Raw genomic sequence first — 14,859 nt, 5'->3', positions numbered from 1 at the left:
CCGGAGGAAACCGTGTCCATACGCAGAACCGTCCGATTCCGCAGCGCCGTCACGGCGCTGACGCTGTCCACCGCGCTGCTTGCCGGGGCCACCGGATGCGGTGGCGGCAGCAGTGGGGCGGCCGCCCAGGGTGCGAACGTGTCCCTGTCCGCGCAGCAGATCGATGCCGTGGAGCTGCAGGCCGCGGTGGCGCAGATGCGGGCGGAGGCCGCCTCGCTGGAGGCCGCTTCCGTGGAGGCCGTGCCCGTGGTCGTGGCCGAGCCGACGCCGACCACGTCGGCGGAGCGGCAGAAGTTCGCCAAGACGCGCTTCGTCCTCAACGCCGGGCTCGCGGCCGGGGCGACGTACCAGTGGATCATCAAGCCGTACCGTGCGGGCAAGTTCAAGAAGGGTGCGAGCGGCCGGACGTTCGCGCTGGTCAAGGCCGGTCTCGCGGGTGCCTTCGCGTACAACCGGCTGAAGGCGGCGGTGAACAACGCCAAGGGCGACCCGCTGCTGTCCAAGGCGCTGGTCCCGCTGGCGGCGGGCATCGAGTCGCTGAAGGGCCTGGGGTCCAAGCTGCGTTCGGGCCAGGCCGGTGAGGCCGACATCAGCTCGTTCGAGGACGTCATCAACGGGGTGAAGGACGCCGGCCGGAGTGCGGGCGCGACGGTGACCGACCAGGTGCCGAGCCTGTCCCAGCTGGGCGGGTAGTCCGGGCGGGGTACGGGGCCGGTGTCCGAGCCGTCGGCCCCGTACCCGGCCGCGTCAGGTGTTGAGGTCGGCCAGGACGCGCAGGGTGTGCGGGTCCGGGGCCGTGACGAGGAGGTCGGTGACCGGGCCCTTGCGCCACAGGTCCAGGCGTTCGGCGATCCGCTCGCGGGGGCCGACCAGGCTGATCTCGTCGGCGAACGCGTCGGGGACGGCGAGGACGGCCTCCTCGCGGCGCCCGGCGAGGAACAGCTCCTGGATGCGGCGGGCCTCGTCGGCGTAGCCCATGCGCGCCATGAGGTCGGCGTGGAAGTTGCGGGCCGCGTGGCCCATGCCGCCGATGTAGAAGCCGAGCATCGCCTTCACGGGCAGGAGCCCCTCGGCGACGTCGTCGCAGACCTTCGCCCGGGCCATGGGGGCGATCAGGAAGCCCTCGGGGAGGTCGGCGAGGGAGGCCCGGTGGACGTCGGTGCGGGTCGGGGACCAGTACAGGGGGAGCCAGCCGTCCGCGATGCGGGTGGTCTGGGCGATGTTCCGCGGGCCCTCCGCGCCGAGCAGGACCGGCAGGCCGGGGCGGAGCGGGTGGGTGATGGGCTTCAGGGCCCGGCCGAGGCCGGTGCCGTCCGGGCCGCGGTACGGGTGGGTGTGGAAGCGGCCGTCCAGGGTGACGGGGGCTTCGCGGCGCAGGACCTGGCGGACGACGTCGACGTACTCGCGGGTGGCGGTGAGCGGGCTCGCGGGGAAGGGGCGCCCGTACCAGCCCTCGACGACCTGGGGGCCGGACAGGCCGAGGCCCAGCATCATGCGGCCGCCGGAGAGGTGGTCGAGGGTGAGGGCGTGCATGGCGGTGGCGGTCGGGCTGCGGGCGGCCATCTGGGCGATGGCGGTGCCGAGGCGGATCCGGGAGGTGTGCGCGGCGATCCAGGTGAGCGGGGTGAAGGCGTCCGATCCCCAGGCCTCGGCGGTCCACACCGAGGTGTAGCCGAGCCGTTCGGCCTCGGTGGCGAGGGCGAGGTGGGCGGGGTCGGGGCCGCGGCCCCAGTAGCCGAGTGCGAGTCCGAGGCGCATGGCGCCTTCCTTCCGCCGAGCGGGCCTGACGGTGTGTCAGGTGGCGGGGTGACTGTAGGACAACGGCCCCCCGCCCGGAAGGGGCGGGGGGCCGTCGGGTGTTCGGCGGGGGCGGGCGTCAGCCGCGCTGGATGCCGGACGTGTCGTTCAGGACGCCGCGGCGGCCGTCCTGGGTCTGCGCGATCAGCGTGGACGGGCCGCGCTGGTCCACCGCCAGGTACCAGGTGCCCGGGGCGAGTTCGGCGATCGGGGTGGGGGAGCCGTCCTCGGCGAAGAGGGGGCGGGCCACCGGCACCGCGAACCAGAACGGGGCGAAGTCGGCCGCCGGGGCGGCGGGCGCCGCGTCCTGCGTCGGGCCCGGCGCCGGGGCGGGGGTGCCGCCGTACGGCGGGACCGGCTGCGGGGTGGCGCCGTAGCCGGGCTGCTGCTGGCCGCCCGGGTAGCCGTACCCGTCGGGCTGGGGCTGGCCGCCGAACGGCGCCGGCGCGGCGGGCCGGGACTCCGGCACCAGCGGTCCGGCGAGCGCCGGGACCTTCGCGCCGGCGACCGCGACGCCGGCCAGGACGAGGGTGGCGAGGAAGGCGATGATGCAGCCCGCGCCCAGGTCGGCGCCGCTCGGGCTGGTGATCAGCGACCAGAGGGAGGACCAGGCGGCCGCGACCGCGAGCACCGTCCCCCACGCGGACAGCGGCAGACCCGCCAGCTTGCGGGACTCCGGCAGGAACCGGCCGCCGACGATGAGGCCGGCGGCGATGAAGCCCAGCAGGAAGATGGTCGGCAGCGCCAGGCGGTATACGTCGGTGTCCCACACGCTCGGCAGGTCCAGGCCGGTCGCGGAGTAGAAATCGAGGAACGAGGCGATGAACAGCAGCACCGCTGCTCCGATCACCACGCCGTCGCCTCGAGTGAGGGAGCGGATGTTCACGTCTTAGGTGTCCTTCTCGGTCTCGGTCGTCTCGTGGTGCCGCGTCGCGCATCCAGGAGCGGGGGGCGGGCTGGACCATGGTACGGAGGTTTCCCGCAACCGAGAGGATCGGGGCGGGCGGGCGTCCTCTCGGGACTACCCGCCCAGGAAGCCGACGATGCCGTCCGCGATGCCCTGAGCGGCCTTCTGCCGCCACTCCGGACTGGTCAGCAGCGCCGCGTCCTTGCTGTCGCGCATGTTGCCGCACTCGACGAACACCTTCGGCTGCGTCGAGAGGTTGAGGCCGCCGAGGTCGTCGCGGACGACCAACCCGGTACCGGCGCCGAGGTAGTTGGCGGGCGCGGAACCGGTGGTGCGGGCGAAGTTCCCGGCGATCCGCTCGCCGAGGGTCCGGGACGGGCCGACGATCGGCGCGGTGTCCGCCGCGCCGCCCTTGACCTTGGCCGGGAGGATGACGTGGTAGCCGCGGCTGCCCTCGGAGACGCCGTCCGCGTGGATGGAGACCACGGCGTCGGCCTTCGCCTCGTTGCCGATGCGGGCGCGCTCGTCGATGCAGGGGCCCCAGGGGCGTTCGCCGTCGTGCGTGAACACCACCTTCAGGCCCTTGGCTTCGAGGGCGGGGCGCAGCCGGCGGGCCACGTCGAGGGTGAACTCGGCTTCCTTGTAGCCGGAGTTGGTGGTGGTGCCGGTGGCGTCGCACTCCTTGGTGGTGGTGCCGATGTCCACCTTCTTGTTGATCTCGGCGGTGTGCTTGAAGTTGCCGGTGTTGTGTCCGGGGTCGATGACGACGGTCTTGCCGGCGAGGGCGTTCCCGGCGGCGGTGCCGGGCGTCGTACCGGGTGAGGCGGACGGGGCGGGCGATGCCGGCGGGGCGGGCGATGCCGGCGGGGTGAGCGAGGCGTTGGTCGCGCCGGCCGCCGGCATCACGATCCGCGGCGGCCGCGCGTCGTCGGCCCCGGCGCCGGTGGCCACCTCGACCAGGACCCACCCGGCCAGGGCGGTCGGGGCGAGGACGGCCGCCGCGACGGCCAGGGTGGAGCGGCGCGCGAACCGGCGCCGGTCCGGGCTGACCGCGGAGGCGGACTCGGGGGGCGGGGGGCTGTCGTCGTAGTGGTGGCGCACGCCGCGAGCCTAGAACGGGGGCCCGCCGGGAGGCGGGCACTGGGCCATCCGAGGGCGCGGTGCGATAGTCGTCACATACGCCCGGAAGACCGGCCCGTCCGGGCCGCGCCCCACGGCCCGGTGCCCCACGGCCCGGTGCCCCACGGCCCGGTGCCCCACGGCCCGGCGCCGCCCGGACCGCCGTCGCGGCGCCCGCGGGTTACAGGCCCGGGCCGGTCCGGCGCAGGACGCGCAGGGAGTCGGTCACCGAGACCTCCTCGAAGGCGCCGGAGGCCATGGCGCGCAGGTAGATCCGGTACGGGGCCTGGCCGCCGTCGGCCGGGTCCGGGAACACGTCGTGGATGACGAGGGTGCCGCCCACGGCGAGGTGCGGGACCCAGCCCTCGTAGTCGCCGGTGGCGTGCTCGTCGGTGTGGCCGCCGTCGATGAAGACGAAGCCGAGCTCGCCGCCCCACACCGCGGCGACCTGCGGGGAGCGGCCCACGATCGCGATGACGTGCTCCTCCAGCCCGGCCCGGTGCAGGGTGCGGCGGAAGGCGGGCAGGGTGTCCATCAGGCCGACCTCGGGGTCCACGACGGACGGGTCGTGGTACTCCCAGCCCGGCTGCTGCTCCTCGCTGCCCCGGTGGTGGTCGACCGTGATCGCGCTCACCCCGGCCTCGCGGGCGGCGTCGGCCAGCAGGATCGTCGAGCGCCCGCAGTACGTGCCCACCTCCAGCAGCGGCAGCCCCAGGGTCGCCGCCGCGGCCGCGGCCCCGTACAGGGCGAGTCCCTCGGTGACGGGCATGAACCCCTTGGCGGCCTCGAAGGCGGCGAGGGTCTCCGGCTTGGGGGTGGCGGGGGCCATGGGTTCCTCCTGAGCTGCGCGTGAGCGGCCCATGCTGCCCTACCGCCCGGTAGGGCGCCACGCCCGGGTCGGTCGCTGCGTGCCGGGCGGTCGCCGCGTACGGGTCGGCCGTCGCGTACGGGTCGGTCGCCGCGTACGGGGCGGGCGTACCGCTAGACCGGCTGCACCGAGGCCGTACGGGCCGGGACGGGTTCCGGATCCCGCTCCCGGTCCGGGGCCGGCTGGAGGAGCATGGCGCCGGCGTGGTCCACGAGATGCCGTAGGACCGGCAGGTACCGCTCGTCCCCGCCCAGTACGCCGAGGATGCGATGGGCGTCGGCGCGGAAGGCCGCCAGGTCCGCGGCGTAGCGGTGGAGCGCGGCCGGGGAGAGCAGGATCCGGGCGAGTTCCGCGCGGGCCGGACCGGAATTCCGGGCGGCGGCGCTCAGGGCGAGCAGGTGTTCCCGGGCGCCGGGTCCGCGGGAATCCTCCAGGGTGCAGGTCAGCAGATATGTGGCCGTCCCGTTGAGGAGGTCCTCGTTGCGGCCGGAGAGGATGTCCTCCTGGTCGTTGAATATTTGCCAGAGTATGCCGAAGACGTACCCGAACTCGCGCCAGAGCCCCACTCTCGTGCTGTCGGACCCGGCCAATATCGCCGCCATGGCGGTGATCATCGAGAAAGGTCCGCCGGATTTGCCGCGGTAGGCCGTGATGACCGACTGCGGGGTGGCGCGGGCGGGGTCGGAGTCGATGTCGGTCAGCTGGCCCTCGGTGCCCACGGCCCAGCCGGTGGCGATCTCGGCCGTGAGCAGGTCGTGCACGGCCGTGGGCGCCGGCAGTGACCGGATGATCCGCAGCGGCAGGACGGTGCCGCTGAGGACGGATGCCAGCAGGCCCTCGTTCCGGTCGATGGCCGGGGGTGGGGGCGGGGCGGCTTGCGGGTCGGCCTTCGGGGCGTGGGCGTCGGCCAGGTCGTCGAGATAGCAGGCCGAGGTCCACCACAGCACGTGCAGGGCGGACAGTGGGACGGCGGGAGCGGTATTTCCCGTCTCGATTCCGTGCACCAGCATCGGGAGCACGGAGAGCGGATGCCTCAGCTTTTGATGGCGCAGGAGTTTGGTGACCGCGCTCTTGGCCGCGCTCTTCGTCGTGCCCGCTCCGGACGCGGGGACGAGCCCCGCAATGGCGGCCTGTATTTCCGCCTCGATGTCCAGTGATACCCGGCGGTGCAGATCCGCGTACGTCATGCAATTCACGGGTGATTTCCCTTCTGGAGTCGAATTGTAGGGGGTGGCGTGAACGCCCCAGATTCGATCATTCGGGGCGGAGGTCAGCTAGAGCGTTTTTCGGCCGTGGCCGGTTCGCCTCGGCCGCCCGGGCATCCGCTCATCTGACCTTCCGTCAGAATGAAACGTGTTCTACTCTGCCCGCGTTCAGGGACCGCCGGGCGCTCGCGCCCGGGCCGGCGCCGACCGGGGGACGTGGAGAGGCGGCAGGGATCCGTATGGGCATCGCCATCACGCAGGAGCAGCGGGACCTCGCCGAAGCCGTACGCGGCTGGGCGGCCCGGACCGTGCCGTCCGAGGACGTCCGCAAGCTCCTCGACAGCCCGCCCCGGACCGGGGTCCGGCCCGCCTGGTGGGACGCGCTCGCCGCCTCCGGGCTCCTCGCGCCCCACCTGGACGGCGGCACCCTCCTCGACCTCGCCGTCGCGGTCGAGGAGGCCGCCCGGGCCGCCGTGCCCGGGCCGTACCTGCCCGGCGTCCTCGCCTCCGTGCTGCTGCAGCGGGCCGGAGCCGCCGGACTCGCCCGCGCGCTCGCCGACGGCACCCGGATCGGGGCCGTCGCCCTCGGACCCGGCGGCCTGACCGCCGCCCCCGCCCCCGGCGGCGGGTACCTGCTCGACGGGCTCGCACCGCCCGTCCTCGGCGCCGGGGAGGCCGACCTGGTGCTGCTCGCCGCCGGGGACGGGGGCGGGGACGGGGGCGGCGCCTCCGGCGGCGCGGCCGGCACCGGCGGCGGGGCCTCCTGGTACGCCGTGGACGCCGCCGACCTGGAGATCCGCCCGCACGCCGCCGCCGACCCGACCCGGCCCACCGCCGAGGTCCGGGCGCGCGCCGTCGCCGTACCGCCCGGCCGCCGACTGGCCCTGGACGGGGAGCTGGTCCGGGACCTCGCCTGCGCACTCTTCGCCGCCGACGCCTGCGGCACCGCCGCCTGGGCCCTGCACACGGCCACCGCGTACGCGAAGGTCCGGGTGCAGTTCGGCCGGCCCATCGGGCAGTTCCAGGCGGTCAAGCACCTGTGCGCCGACATGCTGGTCCGCCTGGAGCAGGCCCGGGCCCTCGCCTGGGACGCCGCCCGGGCCGCGGACGGGCCCGCCGGTCCGCGCTCCCTCGCGGCAGCCCTCGCCGCCGGGACCGCACTGGACGCCGCCTGGTCGTGCGCCAAGGACTGCATCCAGATCCTCGGCGGGATCGGCTTCACCTGGGAGCACGACGCGCACATCCACCTGCGGCGGGCCCTCGTCGCCCGGCAGCTCCTCGGCCCCGGCGACGAGCACCGGCTGCGGGCCGTGCGGCTGGCGTCCCGCGGGGTCCGGCGCGAGCTCAGGCTGGAGCTCCCGGAGCAGGCCGAGGCGTACCGGCCCGCCGCCCGCCGCGCCGCAGAGGCCGCGCGGGGCCAGGGCCCGGCCGCGGCCCGCCGCACGCTGGCGCCGACCGGCTACGCGGCCCCGCACCTGCCGCGCCCGTACGGCCTCGGCGCCGGCCCCGTCGAACAGCTCGTCGTCCAGCAGGAGCTGGCCCGGGCCGGCGTGCGGCTCGCCGACCTCGGCATCGCCACCTGGGTCGTGCCCTCGCTGCTCGCCTACGGGACCCCCGGGCAGCGGGAGCGGTACCTGCTGCCCGCGCTGCGCGGGGACACCGCCTGGTGCCAGCTCTTCTCCGAACCGGGCGCGGGCTCGGACCTGGCCGGGCTGCGGACCAGGGCCGAGCGGTCGGAGGAGGACGGCACCTGGAGGATCAACGGACAGAAGGTGTGGACGAGTTCCGCGCACACCGCCGACTTCGGGATCCTGCTGGCCCGCACCGACCCGGACGCCCCGAGGCACCGCGGGCTCGGCTACTTCGTCGTCGACATGCGCCGCACCCCCGGCATCGACGTGCGCCCGCTGCGGGAGATCACCGGCGAGGCCCTCTTCAACGAGGTCTGGTTCGACGACGCCGTCCTGCCCGCCGACGCCCTGGTCGGCGCCGCCGGCGACGGCTGGAAGGTCGCCCGCAACACCCTCGGCAACGAGCGCGTCCACATGGCCGACCAACTGGCCTTCGCCTCCGGCGTCGAAGCCCTCCTCGACCGGGCCGCCGGACTCGGCGAAGCCCACCGCGCCCGCATCGGCGCCCTCGCGGCCGAGGCGCACGCCCTCGCCTGCATGGGGCTGCGCACCACGCTCCGGCAGGTGTCCGGGCTGGAGCCGGGCGCGGGCGCGTCCGTGCGCAAGCTCGTGCAGACCCCGCACCAGCAGCGGACCGCGGAGCTCGCCCTCGAACTGCTGGGCCCGGCCGGCGCCGTACGGGAGGGGGCGGGGGAGCGGGCGGTCCACGGGCTGCTGATGTCCCGCTGCCTGACCATCGCCGGCGGCACCACCCAGGTCCAGCTCAACGTCGTCGCCGAGCGGATCCTCGGCCTCCCCAGGGACTGAAGGGACAGAGGAGTTGAGGGTATGAAGTCGTACATCGTGGGCGTCGGCATGACGCGGTTCGAGAAGCCGGGAGCGCGTGACCGGCCGTACTGGGACATGGCGAAGGAGGCGGGCGAGGCGGCGCTCGCGGACGCGGGCATCGGCTACGGACTGGTCGAGCAGGTGCCGGTGGGCCACTGCTTCCAGGCCTCCACGGCCGGCCAGCGGGCCGCGTACGGGCTCGGGCTGACCGGGGTCCCCGTCTACAACGTGAACAACAACTGCGCGACGGGCGCGACCGCGCTGATGATGGCCCGGCAGTTCGTGGCGGGCGGCCTCGCCGACTGCGTGCTCGCGCTCGGCTTCGAGAAGATGAAGAAGGGCGCCCTCGGCGGCGGGGCCGACGGCGGCGACCTCGCCGCCTCCCCGGTCGCCCGCCACTACGGGATCATGGCCGCCCGGCACGGCTTCGCGGTGTCCCCGCCCACGGCCCAGATCTTCGGCAACGCCGCACGCGAGCACATGGAGCGGTACGGGACCACCCCCGCGCAGCTCGCGGCGGTCGGCGCGAAGAACCACCGGCATTCGGCGAACAATCCGAACGCCCAGTTCCAGGACGCGTACACGGTCGAGGAGGTCCTCGCCGCGAAGCCGATCCACCCGCCGCTGACCCGGCTGCAGTGCTCGCCGACCTCGGACGGGGCCGCGGCGGCGGTGGTCGTCTCGGAGCGGTTCCTCGTCCGGCACGGGCTGCACGCCAGGGCCGTGGAGATCGTCGGCCAGGCGATGGCGACGGACACCGCGGAGTCCTTCGCCTCCGGCTCCTGCATCGACGTCGTCGGCAAGCCGATGAGCGCGGCCGCGGCCCGGCAGGCGTACGAGGCCTCCGGCCTCGGCATCGAGGACGTCGACGTGATCGAGCTGCACGACTGCTTCTCCGTCAACGAGCTCCTGACGTACGAGGCGCTCGGCATGTGTGCGGACGGCGCGTCCGGGAAGCTCGTCGAGTCCGGGGCGACGACGTACGGCGGCCGGTGGGTGGCCAACCCGTCCGGCGGCCTGATCTCCAAGGGGCACCCGCTGGGCGCGACGGGCCTCGCGCAGGCCGCGGAACTGGTCTGGCAGCTGCGCGGCGAGGCCGGCCCCCGCCAGGTCGGCGGGGCGCGGGTGGGCCTGGCCCACAACATCGGCCTGGGCGGGGCGGCGGTGGTGACGCTCCTGCGCCGCGACGCCTGAGCGCTCCGCGGGACGGGCGCTGCCCGACCTGCCGGCCGGCGGGGGCTGCTCGCGCAGTTCCCCGCCCCCCTGACGGGGCGCGGTTCAGGAGCCGGTGCGCAGGGCCGGGTCGACCACCGTCTCGCCCTGCGCCGCCCGGCGGATCGCGTCCGCCAGGTCGTCCGGCGGGCCGTCGCGCAGGACCAGGCCGGAGGCGCCGGAGGCGAGGACCGCGTCCAGCAGGCCGGGGTGGGCGGAGCCGGTGGTGACCAGGACGCGGCACTCGGGGTCGTCCGCCATCACCTCGGCCACCGCCGGGACGTCGTCCACCACGGCCACCGCGGGGCGCTCCAGCGGGGAGGACACCACCTCGATGTCCGGCTGGAGCCCCAGCAGGACCGCGAGGGCCGGGTCCGGCGGCCAGAGGAGGACCCGCAGGGAGCGGGACGGGCGGTGCGAGCGGGGCATTTCGTCCACCCGGCCAGGGTAGGGGCGGGGCGGCCGGAAACCGGGCAGGACGCTTCACCCGAAAGGATCTGACGTGACGTCAGGAGCCTTCACAAGTGCTGGGGCGTGCGTTATACATTCCCTCACCGGTTTCTGGAACGCGTTCTAGAACGCCCGGCCGGGGCGGTGGCCCCGAAGCCGGCCGGAGCGTCCCGGAGCGTCCCGGACCGGTCCGCACGCGACCTCGGTGCGGCCGACGGTGCGGACGACCGCGCCGAGGTCTTCCACGGACAAGGGAGCAGCACCCTCATGCCGATCGACGCCGCCAGGGCCCTGGCCGCCGAACCCCGCCTCAAGAACATCGCCTGGGACCACAAGGACATCCAGCTCTACCACCTCGGCCTCGGGGCCGGGATCCCGGCCACCGACCCGGACGAGCTGCGCTACACCCTGGAGTCCCGGCTCCACGTCCTCCCCAGCTTCGCGACCGTCGCCGGCGCCGGCATGGCCATGTTGGGCGGCCTCGCCGCACCGGGGATCGACGTGAACCTCGCCGCCGTCCTGCACGGCGGCCACTCCATCGAGCTGCACCGGCCCATCCCGGTCAAGGGGCGGGCCCGGTCCGGCAGCAAGGTCGCCGCCGTGTACGACAAGGGCAAGGCCGCGGTCATCGTGCTGCGCTCCGAGGTCGCCGACGCCGACGGCCCGCTGTGGACCAGCGACGCGCAGATCTTCGTCCGCGGCGAGGGCGGCTTCGGCGGCGACCGCGGGCCCTCCGCCCGCTCCGAGACCCCCGAGCGGGAGCCCGACCGGGTCGAGGAGCGCATCGTCCGTGAGGAGCAGGCGCTGCTGTACCGGCTCTCGGGCGACTGGAACCCGCTCCACGCCGACCCCGAGTTCGCCAAGACGGCCGGCTTCGACCGGCCCATCCTGCACGGCCTGTGCTCGTACGGGATGACCCTCAAGGCGGTCGTCGACACCCTGCTCGGCGGGGACGTGTCCCTGGTCCGCGCCTACCGCACCCGCTTCGCCGGGATCGTCTTCCCCGGCGAGACCCTGCGGATCCGGATGTGGCGGGAGCCGGGCCGGATCCGGGTCGAGGTCGGCGCCGCGGAACGGGACGGCGCGCCGGTCCTCGCCGACACGGTCGTCGAGCACGCCTGACCGCAGGGAAGAACGCTCGGCCCGAAGCCCCCGAAGCCCCCAGCGAAAGCCCCCGAAGCCCCCGAAGCCCCAAGCCTCACGAAGCCCCAAGCCCCGCGAAGCCCGAAGCCAAGGAGCCGCACCGTGCGCGCAGCGCTGCAGAGCGAGATAGGCCAGGACAAGCTGGAAGTCGTCGACGACATGGAGGCCGCGGGCTTCGGCCCCGGGAAGGTCCGGATCCGGATCAGGGCCACCGGGCTGTGCCACTCCGACCTCTCCGCGATGAGCGGTGTCCTGCCGCAGCCCGCCCCTTTCATCCCCGGCCACGAGGGCTCCGGCGAGGTCGTCGACGTCGGCGACGGCGTCACCACCCATGCCGTCGGCGACCGGGTCCTCGTCTGCTGGCTGCCGCCGTGCGGGCACTGCCCGGCCTGCCGGCGCGGCCAGGGGCACCTGTGCCTGGAGGCCTTCGGGAACGTCGCCACCCCGAACTTCCGCCGCGCGGGCGGCGGGGACGTCTTCGGCTTCGCCGGCACCGGGACCTTCGCCGAGGAGATGGTCGTCCCGGCCGCCTGCGCCGTGAAGATCCCCGACGACCTGCCGTACGACATCGCCGCCCTGATCGGCTGCGGCGTCACCACCGGGCTCGGCGCCGCCATCAACACCGCCGGGGTGGAGGCCGGCTCCTCGGTCGCGGTCATCGGCTGCGGCGGCGTCGGCATCTCCGTCGTCCAGGGCGCCAAGGTGCAGGGCGCGGCGCAGATCGTCGCCGTCGACCCGGTGGAGTCGCGGCGCGAGGCGGCGCTGCGGTTCGGGGCGACCGAGGCGGTGGCGCCGGAGGCCTTCGCCGACGCCCGGAACCGGATCACGGCCGGCGAGGGCTTCGACTACGTCTTCGAGGTCGTCGGCAAGTCGGCCACCGTGCAGACCGCGTACGGGATGACCCGGCGCGGCGGCTCGGTCGTCGTGGTCGGCGCGGGCGCCCTCGACGACACCTACTCGGTCAACATGTTCTCGCTGTTCTTCGACGAGAAGAAGATCCTGCCGTCGATGTACGGGGGCGGGGACGTGCTGCGGTCGTACGAGCGGACCATCGCCCTGTGGCGGGCCGGGCGGGTGGACCTGGCCGGCCTGATCACGCACCGGGTGCAGCTCGGCGAGATCAACGACGCCCTGGACCAGATGCGCACGGGGACCGCCCTGCGCACCTGCATCGACATCTGAGAGGAGCCCCGCACATGACGCTCCCACTGGAGGGACTGTCCGCCATCGTCACGGGCGCCGGCCGCGGGCTCGGCCGGGCCGAGGCGGTCGAGCTGGCCCGGCTCGGCGCGAGCGTGGTCGTCAACGACTTCGGCCGGCCCGGCCGCGACGGCTCCGGCGAGGCCTCCGCCGGGCCGGCGCAGGAGGTGGCCGAGGAGATCCGGGCCGCGGGCGGGCAGGCGGTCGCGCACGGCGGCGACGTCGCCGACTTCGCGCAGGCGCGCGGGCTCGTCGAGCTGGCGGTGAGCAGCTTCGGCAAACTCGACATCCTGGTCAACAACGCGGGCATCCTGCGCGACCGGATGGTGTTCTCGATGTCGGAGGAGGAGTGGGACTCGGTGATCCGGGTCCACCTCAAGGGCCACTTCAACACCACCCGCTTCGCCGCGGTGCACTGGCGCGAGCGGTCGAAGGCGGCGGGCGGCCCGGTCCACGGCCGGATCGTCAACACCTCCTCCGAGGCCTTCCTCGGTGGCTCGGCCGGGCAGCCGAACTACGCGGCGGCCAAGGGCGGCATCGTGGGCCTGACCACCTCGACCGCGTCGGCCCTGGCCAAGTACGGGGTGACGGCCAACGCCATCTGCCCGCGGGCCCGTACCCGGATGACCGAGGACGTCTTCGCCGGCTTCCGGGAGCCGGTGGACGGCGGGCTCGACCCGCTCGCCCCCGAGCACGTCTCGCCGCTGGTCGGCTACCTGGCCTCGCCTGCCGCGGCCGGGGTCAACGGGCAGCTGTTCGTCGTGCACGGCGGGATGGTGGCGGTGATGGAACGCCCCAAGGTGGCCGCGAAGTTCGACGCCGCCAAGGAGGCCTTCTCGTACGAGGAGCTGGACGCCCTCCTCACCCCGCACTACGCGGCACGCCCGGCGGACGAGACCTTCGCCGCGCCCGAGGTGCTGGGCCTGGCCCGCGGCTAGGCAGCGCCCCGAAGGGGCGCGGGGAACTGCGCGACCGGCCACAACGGGCCCGCAGCCGATCGCCGGCCCGGCACAGTACCTCCCGCGGAGCGCTCGGCGGGACCCGTGGTCAGACCCGAGCGGGCTGCGGGAGCGGCACCTGCTGCACGGGCACCTGCTGCACGGGCACCTGCTGCACGGGCACCTGCTGTACGGGAGCCTGCTGTACGGGCCCCTGCGGCCGCGGTGTCTGCTGCGCGGGCCCCTGCTGGAGGGGTGCCTGCTGCAGCGGGACCGGGCGGGGCGCGGCTGCCGGCGGCGGGTCGACCTGGACCGGGGCCGGCGCCGCCGCCACCGGCATGGCCAGCCCGGCGATCCCGCAGGGCACCTCGGGGGTGGAGTACGGCAGGTGCAGCCGGCCCTCGGGGCTCCACAGCCCGGTGCCGAGCCAGCCGGCGGGCGCGGGAAGGCGGAAGACGCGCCGGTCGGCGGGCCGCCACAGGCCGAGGCCGCCGTCCTCCAGCCGGAGCGCGACCGCGCAGGTCTCCGGCATCAGGGCCTGCCCCGGCTGGACCGCAAACGGGACCCCGGCCTCGCCGCGCAGGCAGTCCGGGAAACGCACCGGCAGGGAGCTGCCCAGGACGCCCCAGCCCAGGCGGGACGTGCCCGGGGCGTCCGAGCGGATCAGCAGCAGCCCGCTGTCGGGGTCGGCCAGCAGCAGCCGGTCGTTGCTGCCGTCCGCGATCTGCAGCAGCGGGGAGGCCGCGCCGCCCCCGCCCAGGTCCACGGCGACGGCCTTGACGATGCCGCCCTGTTCCCGGTCCAGGGCCAGCATCCGGCCGCCGCGGTCCAGCCAGACGCCGCCCGTGCACCGGCCCGGGATCCTCGCGGCCTGCCCGAACGGGCCCCCGGCCACCCGCCAGACGGTGGTCTCGGTGTCCGAGGCGGCCAGGGCGAAGGCGCCCAGCCCGTCCGGGGACGGGGGCAGCAGGGACACCCGTACGCCCTCCCCGGCGGGCTCCACCGAGCCCAGCGGGAGCTCCCCGGTCCGCCAGCCGGCCCTGGTGCTGCCGGTCGGGTACAGCAGGGCGAAGGCGTGCCGCCGCGCGACCCGGCGGTGGATCAGCACCCGCCCGTCGGCCAGCGGCAGGACCTCGCTGTCCGCCTCCTCGGGCTGGGCCAGCGGCAGCGGCACCGCGTACGGCTCGGGGCCCGCGAGGGTCCAGCGCTCCGGGTAGCGCGCCTCGCCGGCGCCGGCCAGCCTGGCAGCGTACGACCCGTCCGCGGCGATGGTGAACGGGGCAGCCGTCGTGATCTCGATGGCACAGACAGTCATCCGTGCGTCACCTCCGGTGAGGAAGCTAGTTTTCGAGATTCCGGGCGGACAACGCGACCCCCGGTGCTTCACACGTACGGGTGGCCACCCGGCGGTTCTGCTGAGGTCGAGGAGGAGCGTGTGCCTGTACGGGCGCCCGTGGGGTACCCGTGCGGCAGAGCCGACCGGGGGTGCGGGCGGGGGCGGGGCCCGGGCGGTCCGGGGCACGGGCCGGGGTGCGGCCGGGGTGCGGCCGGGGGCGCGGGC

At 75.0% G+C, this 14,859-nt stretch carries 13 protein-coding genes; 6 read left to right on the top strand and 7 right to left on the bottom strand.

Features of this window, described 5'->3' with window-relative positions; all coding sequences use genetic code 11:
- Positions 1 to 18 precede the first annotated feature (18 nt).
- Positions 19 to 693, top strand: a complete 675-nt coding sequence (locus tag ACIQUT_RS06465) for a hypothetical protein (protein ID WP_403560606.1) — start codon at positions 19 to 21, stop codon at positions 691 to 693.
- A gap of 54 nt (positions 694 to 747) precedes the next feature.
- Here the strand turns inward: ACIQUT_RS06465 and ACIQUT_RS06460 are convergent, their stop codons facing one another.
- The 5 genes from ACIQUT_RS06460 to ACIQUT_RS06440 form a co-directional block, all read right to left on the bottom strand.
- Positions 748 to 1,758, bottom strand: a complete 1,011-nt coding sequence (locus ACIQUT_RS06460; RefSeq protein ID WP_403560078.1) for an LLM class F420-dependent oxidoreductase — start codon at positions 1,756 to 1,758, stop codon at positions 748 to 750.
- A 118-nt stretch (positions 1,759 to 1,876) separates the two neighbouring features.
- A complete protein-coding gene (locus ACIQUT_RS06455) occupies positions 1,877 to 2,683 on the bottom strand; it encodes a DUF5336 domain-containing protein (protein WP_403560076.1) in 807 nt (268 codons plus the stop codon).
- Positions 2,684 to 2,818: 135 nt separating this feature from the next.
- Positions 2,819 to 3,805, bottom strand: a complete 987-nt coding sequence (locus ACIQUT_RS06450; protein WP_403560074.1) for an N-acetylmuramoyl-L-alanine amidase — start codon at positions 3,803 to 3,805, stop codon at positions 2,819 to 2,821.
- Positions 3,806 to 4,004: 199 nt separating this feature from the next.
- Positions 4,005 to 4,652 carry a class I SAM-dependent methyltransferase gene (locus tag ACIQUT_RS06445; protein WP_403560072.1) on the bottom strand — a complete coding sequence of 216 codons (648 nt, stop codon included), beginning with the start codon at positions 4,650 to 4,652 and terminating at the stop codon, positions 4,005 to 4,007.
- A gap of 152 nt (positions 4,653 to 4,804) precedes the next feature.
- Positions 4,805 to 5,878 carry a polyprenyl synthetase family protein gene (locus tag ACIQUT_RS06440; protein ID WP_403560070.1) on the bottom strand — a complete coding sequence of 358 codons (1,074 nt, stop codon included), beginning with the start codon at positions 5,876 to 5,878 and terminating at the stop codon, positions 4,805 to 4,807.
- A gap of 257 nt (positions 5,879 to 6,135) precedes the next feature.
- Here ACIQUT_RS06440 and ACIQUT_RS06435 point away from each other — a divergent pair, with 257 nt between their 5' ends.
- Positions 6,136 to 8,334 (top strand): acyl-CoA dehydrogenase family protein, encoded by a 2,199-nt coding sequence (locus tag ACIQUT_RS06435; protein WP_403560069.1) that lies wholly within the window; start codon positions 6,136 to 6,138, stop codon positions 8,332 to 8,334.
- A gap of 21 nt (positions 8,335 to 8,355) precedes the next feature.
- On the top strand, positions 8,356 to 9,549 hold the full coding sequence (locus tag ACIQUT_RS06430) for a thiolase C-terminal domain-containing protein (RefSeq protein WP_403560067.1): 1,194 nt from the start codon (positions 8,356 to 8,358) through the stop codon (positions 9,547 to 9,549).
- Between the two features lie 84 nt (positions 9,550 to 9,633).
- Here ACIQUT_RS06430 and ACIQUT_RS06425 read toward each other — a convergent pair whose 3' ends face one another.
- Positions 9,634 to 9,996 carry a DNA-binding response regulator gene (locus ACIQUT_RS06425; protein ID WP_385675333.1) on the bottom strand — a complete coding sequence of 121 codons (363 nt, stop codon included), beginning with the start codon at positions 9,994 to 9,996 and terminating at the stop codon, positions 9,634 to 9,636.
- A 288-nt stretch (positions 9,997 to 10,284) separates the two neighbouring features.
- On the opposite strand from ACIQUT_RS06425, the gene ACIQUT_RS06420 reads away from it, so the two are divergent.
- The 3 genes from ACIQUT_RS06420 (at position 10,285) to ACIQUT_RS06410 (ending at position 13,298) form a co-directional block, all read left to right on the top strand.
- The gene (locus ACIQUT_RS06420) at positions 10,285 to 11,139 is read left to right on the top strand and encodes a MaoC/PaaZ C-terminal domain-containing protein (RefSeq protein WP_403560604.1); all 855 of its coding nucleotides are present in this window, start codon (positions 10,285 to 10,287) and stop codon (positions 11,137 to 11,139) included.
- Positions 11,140 to 11,262: 123 nt separating this feature from the next.
- Entirely contained in the window at positions 11,263 to 12,342 is a 1,080-nt protein-coding gene (locus tag ACIQUT_RS06415; protein WP_403560065.1) for a Zn-dependent alcohol dehydrogenase, read from the top strand.
- Positions 12,343 to 12,356: 14 nt separating this feature from the next.
- Positions 12,357 to 13,298 (top strand): 3-oxoacyl-ACP reductase, encoded by a 942-nt coding sequence (locus ACIQUT_RS06410; RefSeq protein ID WP_403560063.1) that lies wholly within the window; start codon positions 12,357 to 12,359, stop codon positions 13,296 to 13,298.
- A gap of 109 nt (positions 13,299 to 13,407) precedes the next feature.
- Here the strand turns inward: ACIQUT_RS06410 and ACIQUT_RS06405 are convergent, their stop codons facing one another.
- Positions 13,408 to 14,613 (bottom strand): hypothetical protein, encoded by a 1,206-nt coding sequence (locus ACIQUT_RS06405; RefSeq protein ID WP_403560061.1) that lies wholly within the window; start codon positions 14,611 to 14,613, stop codon positions 13,408 to 13,410.
- Positions 14,614 to 14,859: the final 246 nt, after the last annotated feature.

Origin of the sequence: Streptomyces sp. NPDC090445 (genome assembly GCF_044769385.1) — a bacterium.
Taxonomy (GTDB): Bacteria; Actinomycetota; Actinomycetes; order Streptomycetales; family Streptomycetaceae; genus Streptomyces.
This window is presented reverse-complemented; position numbering and strand designations above follow the sequence as displayed.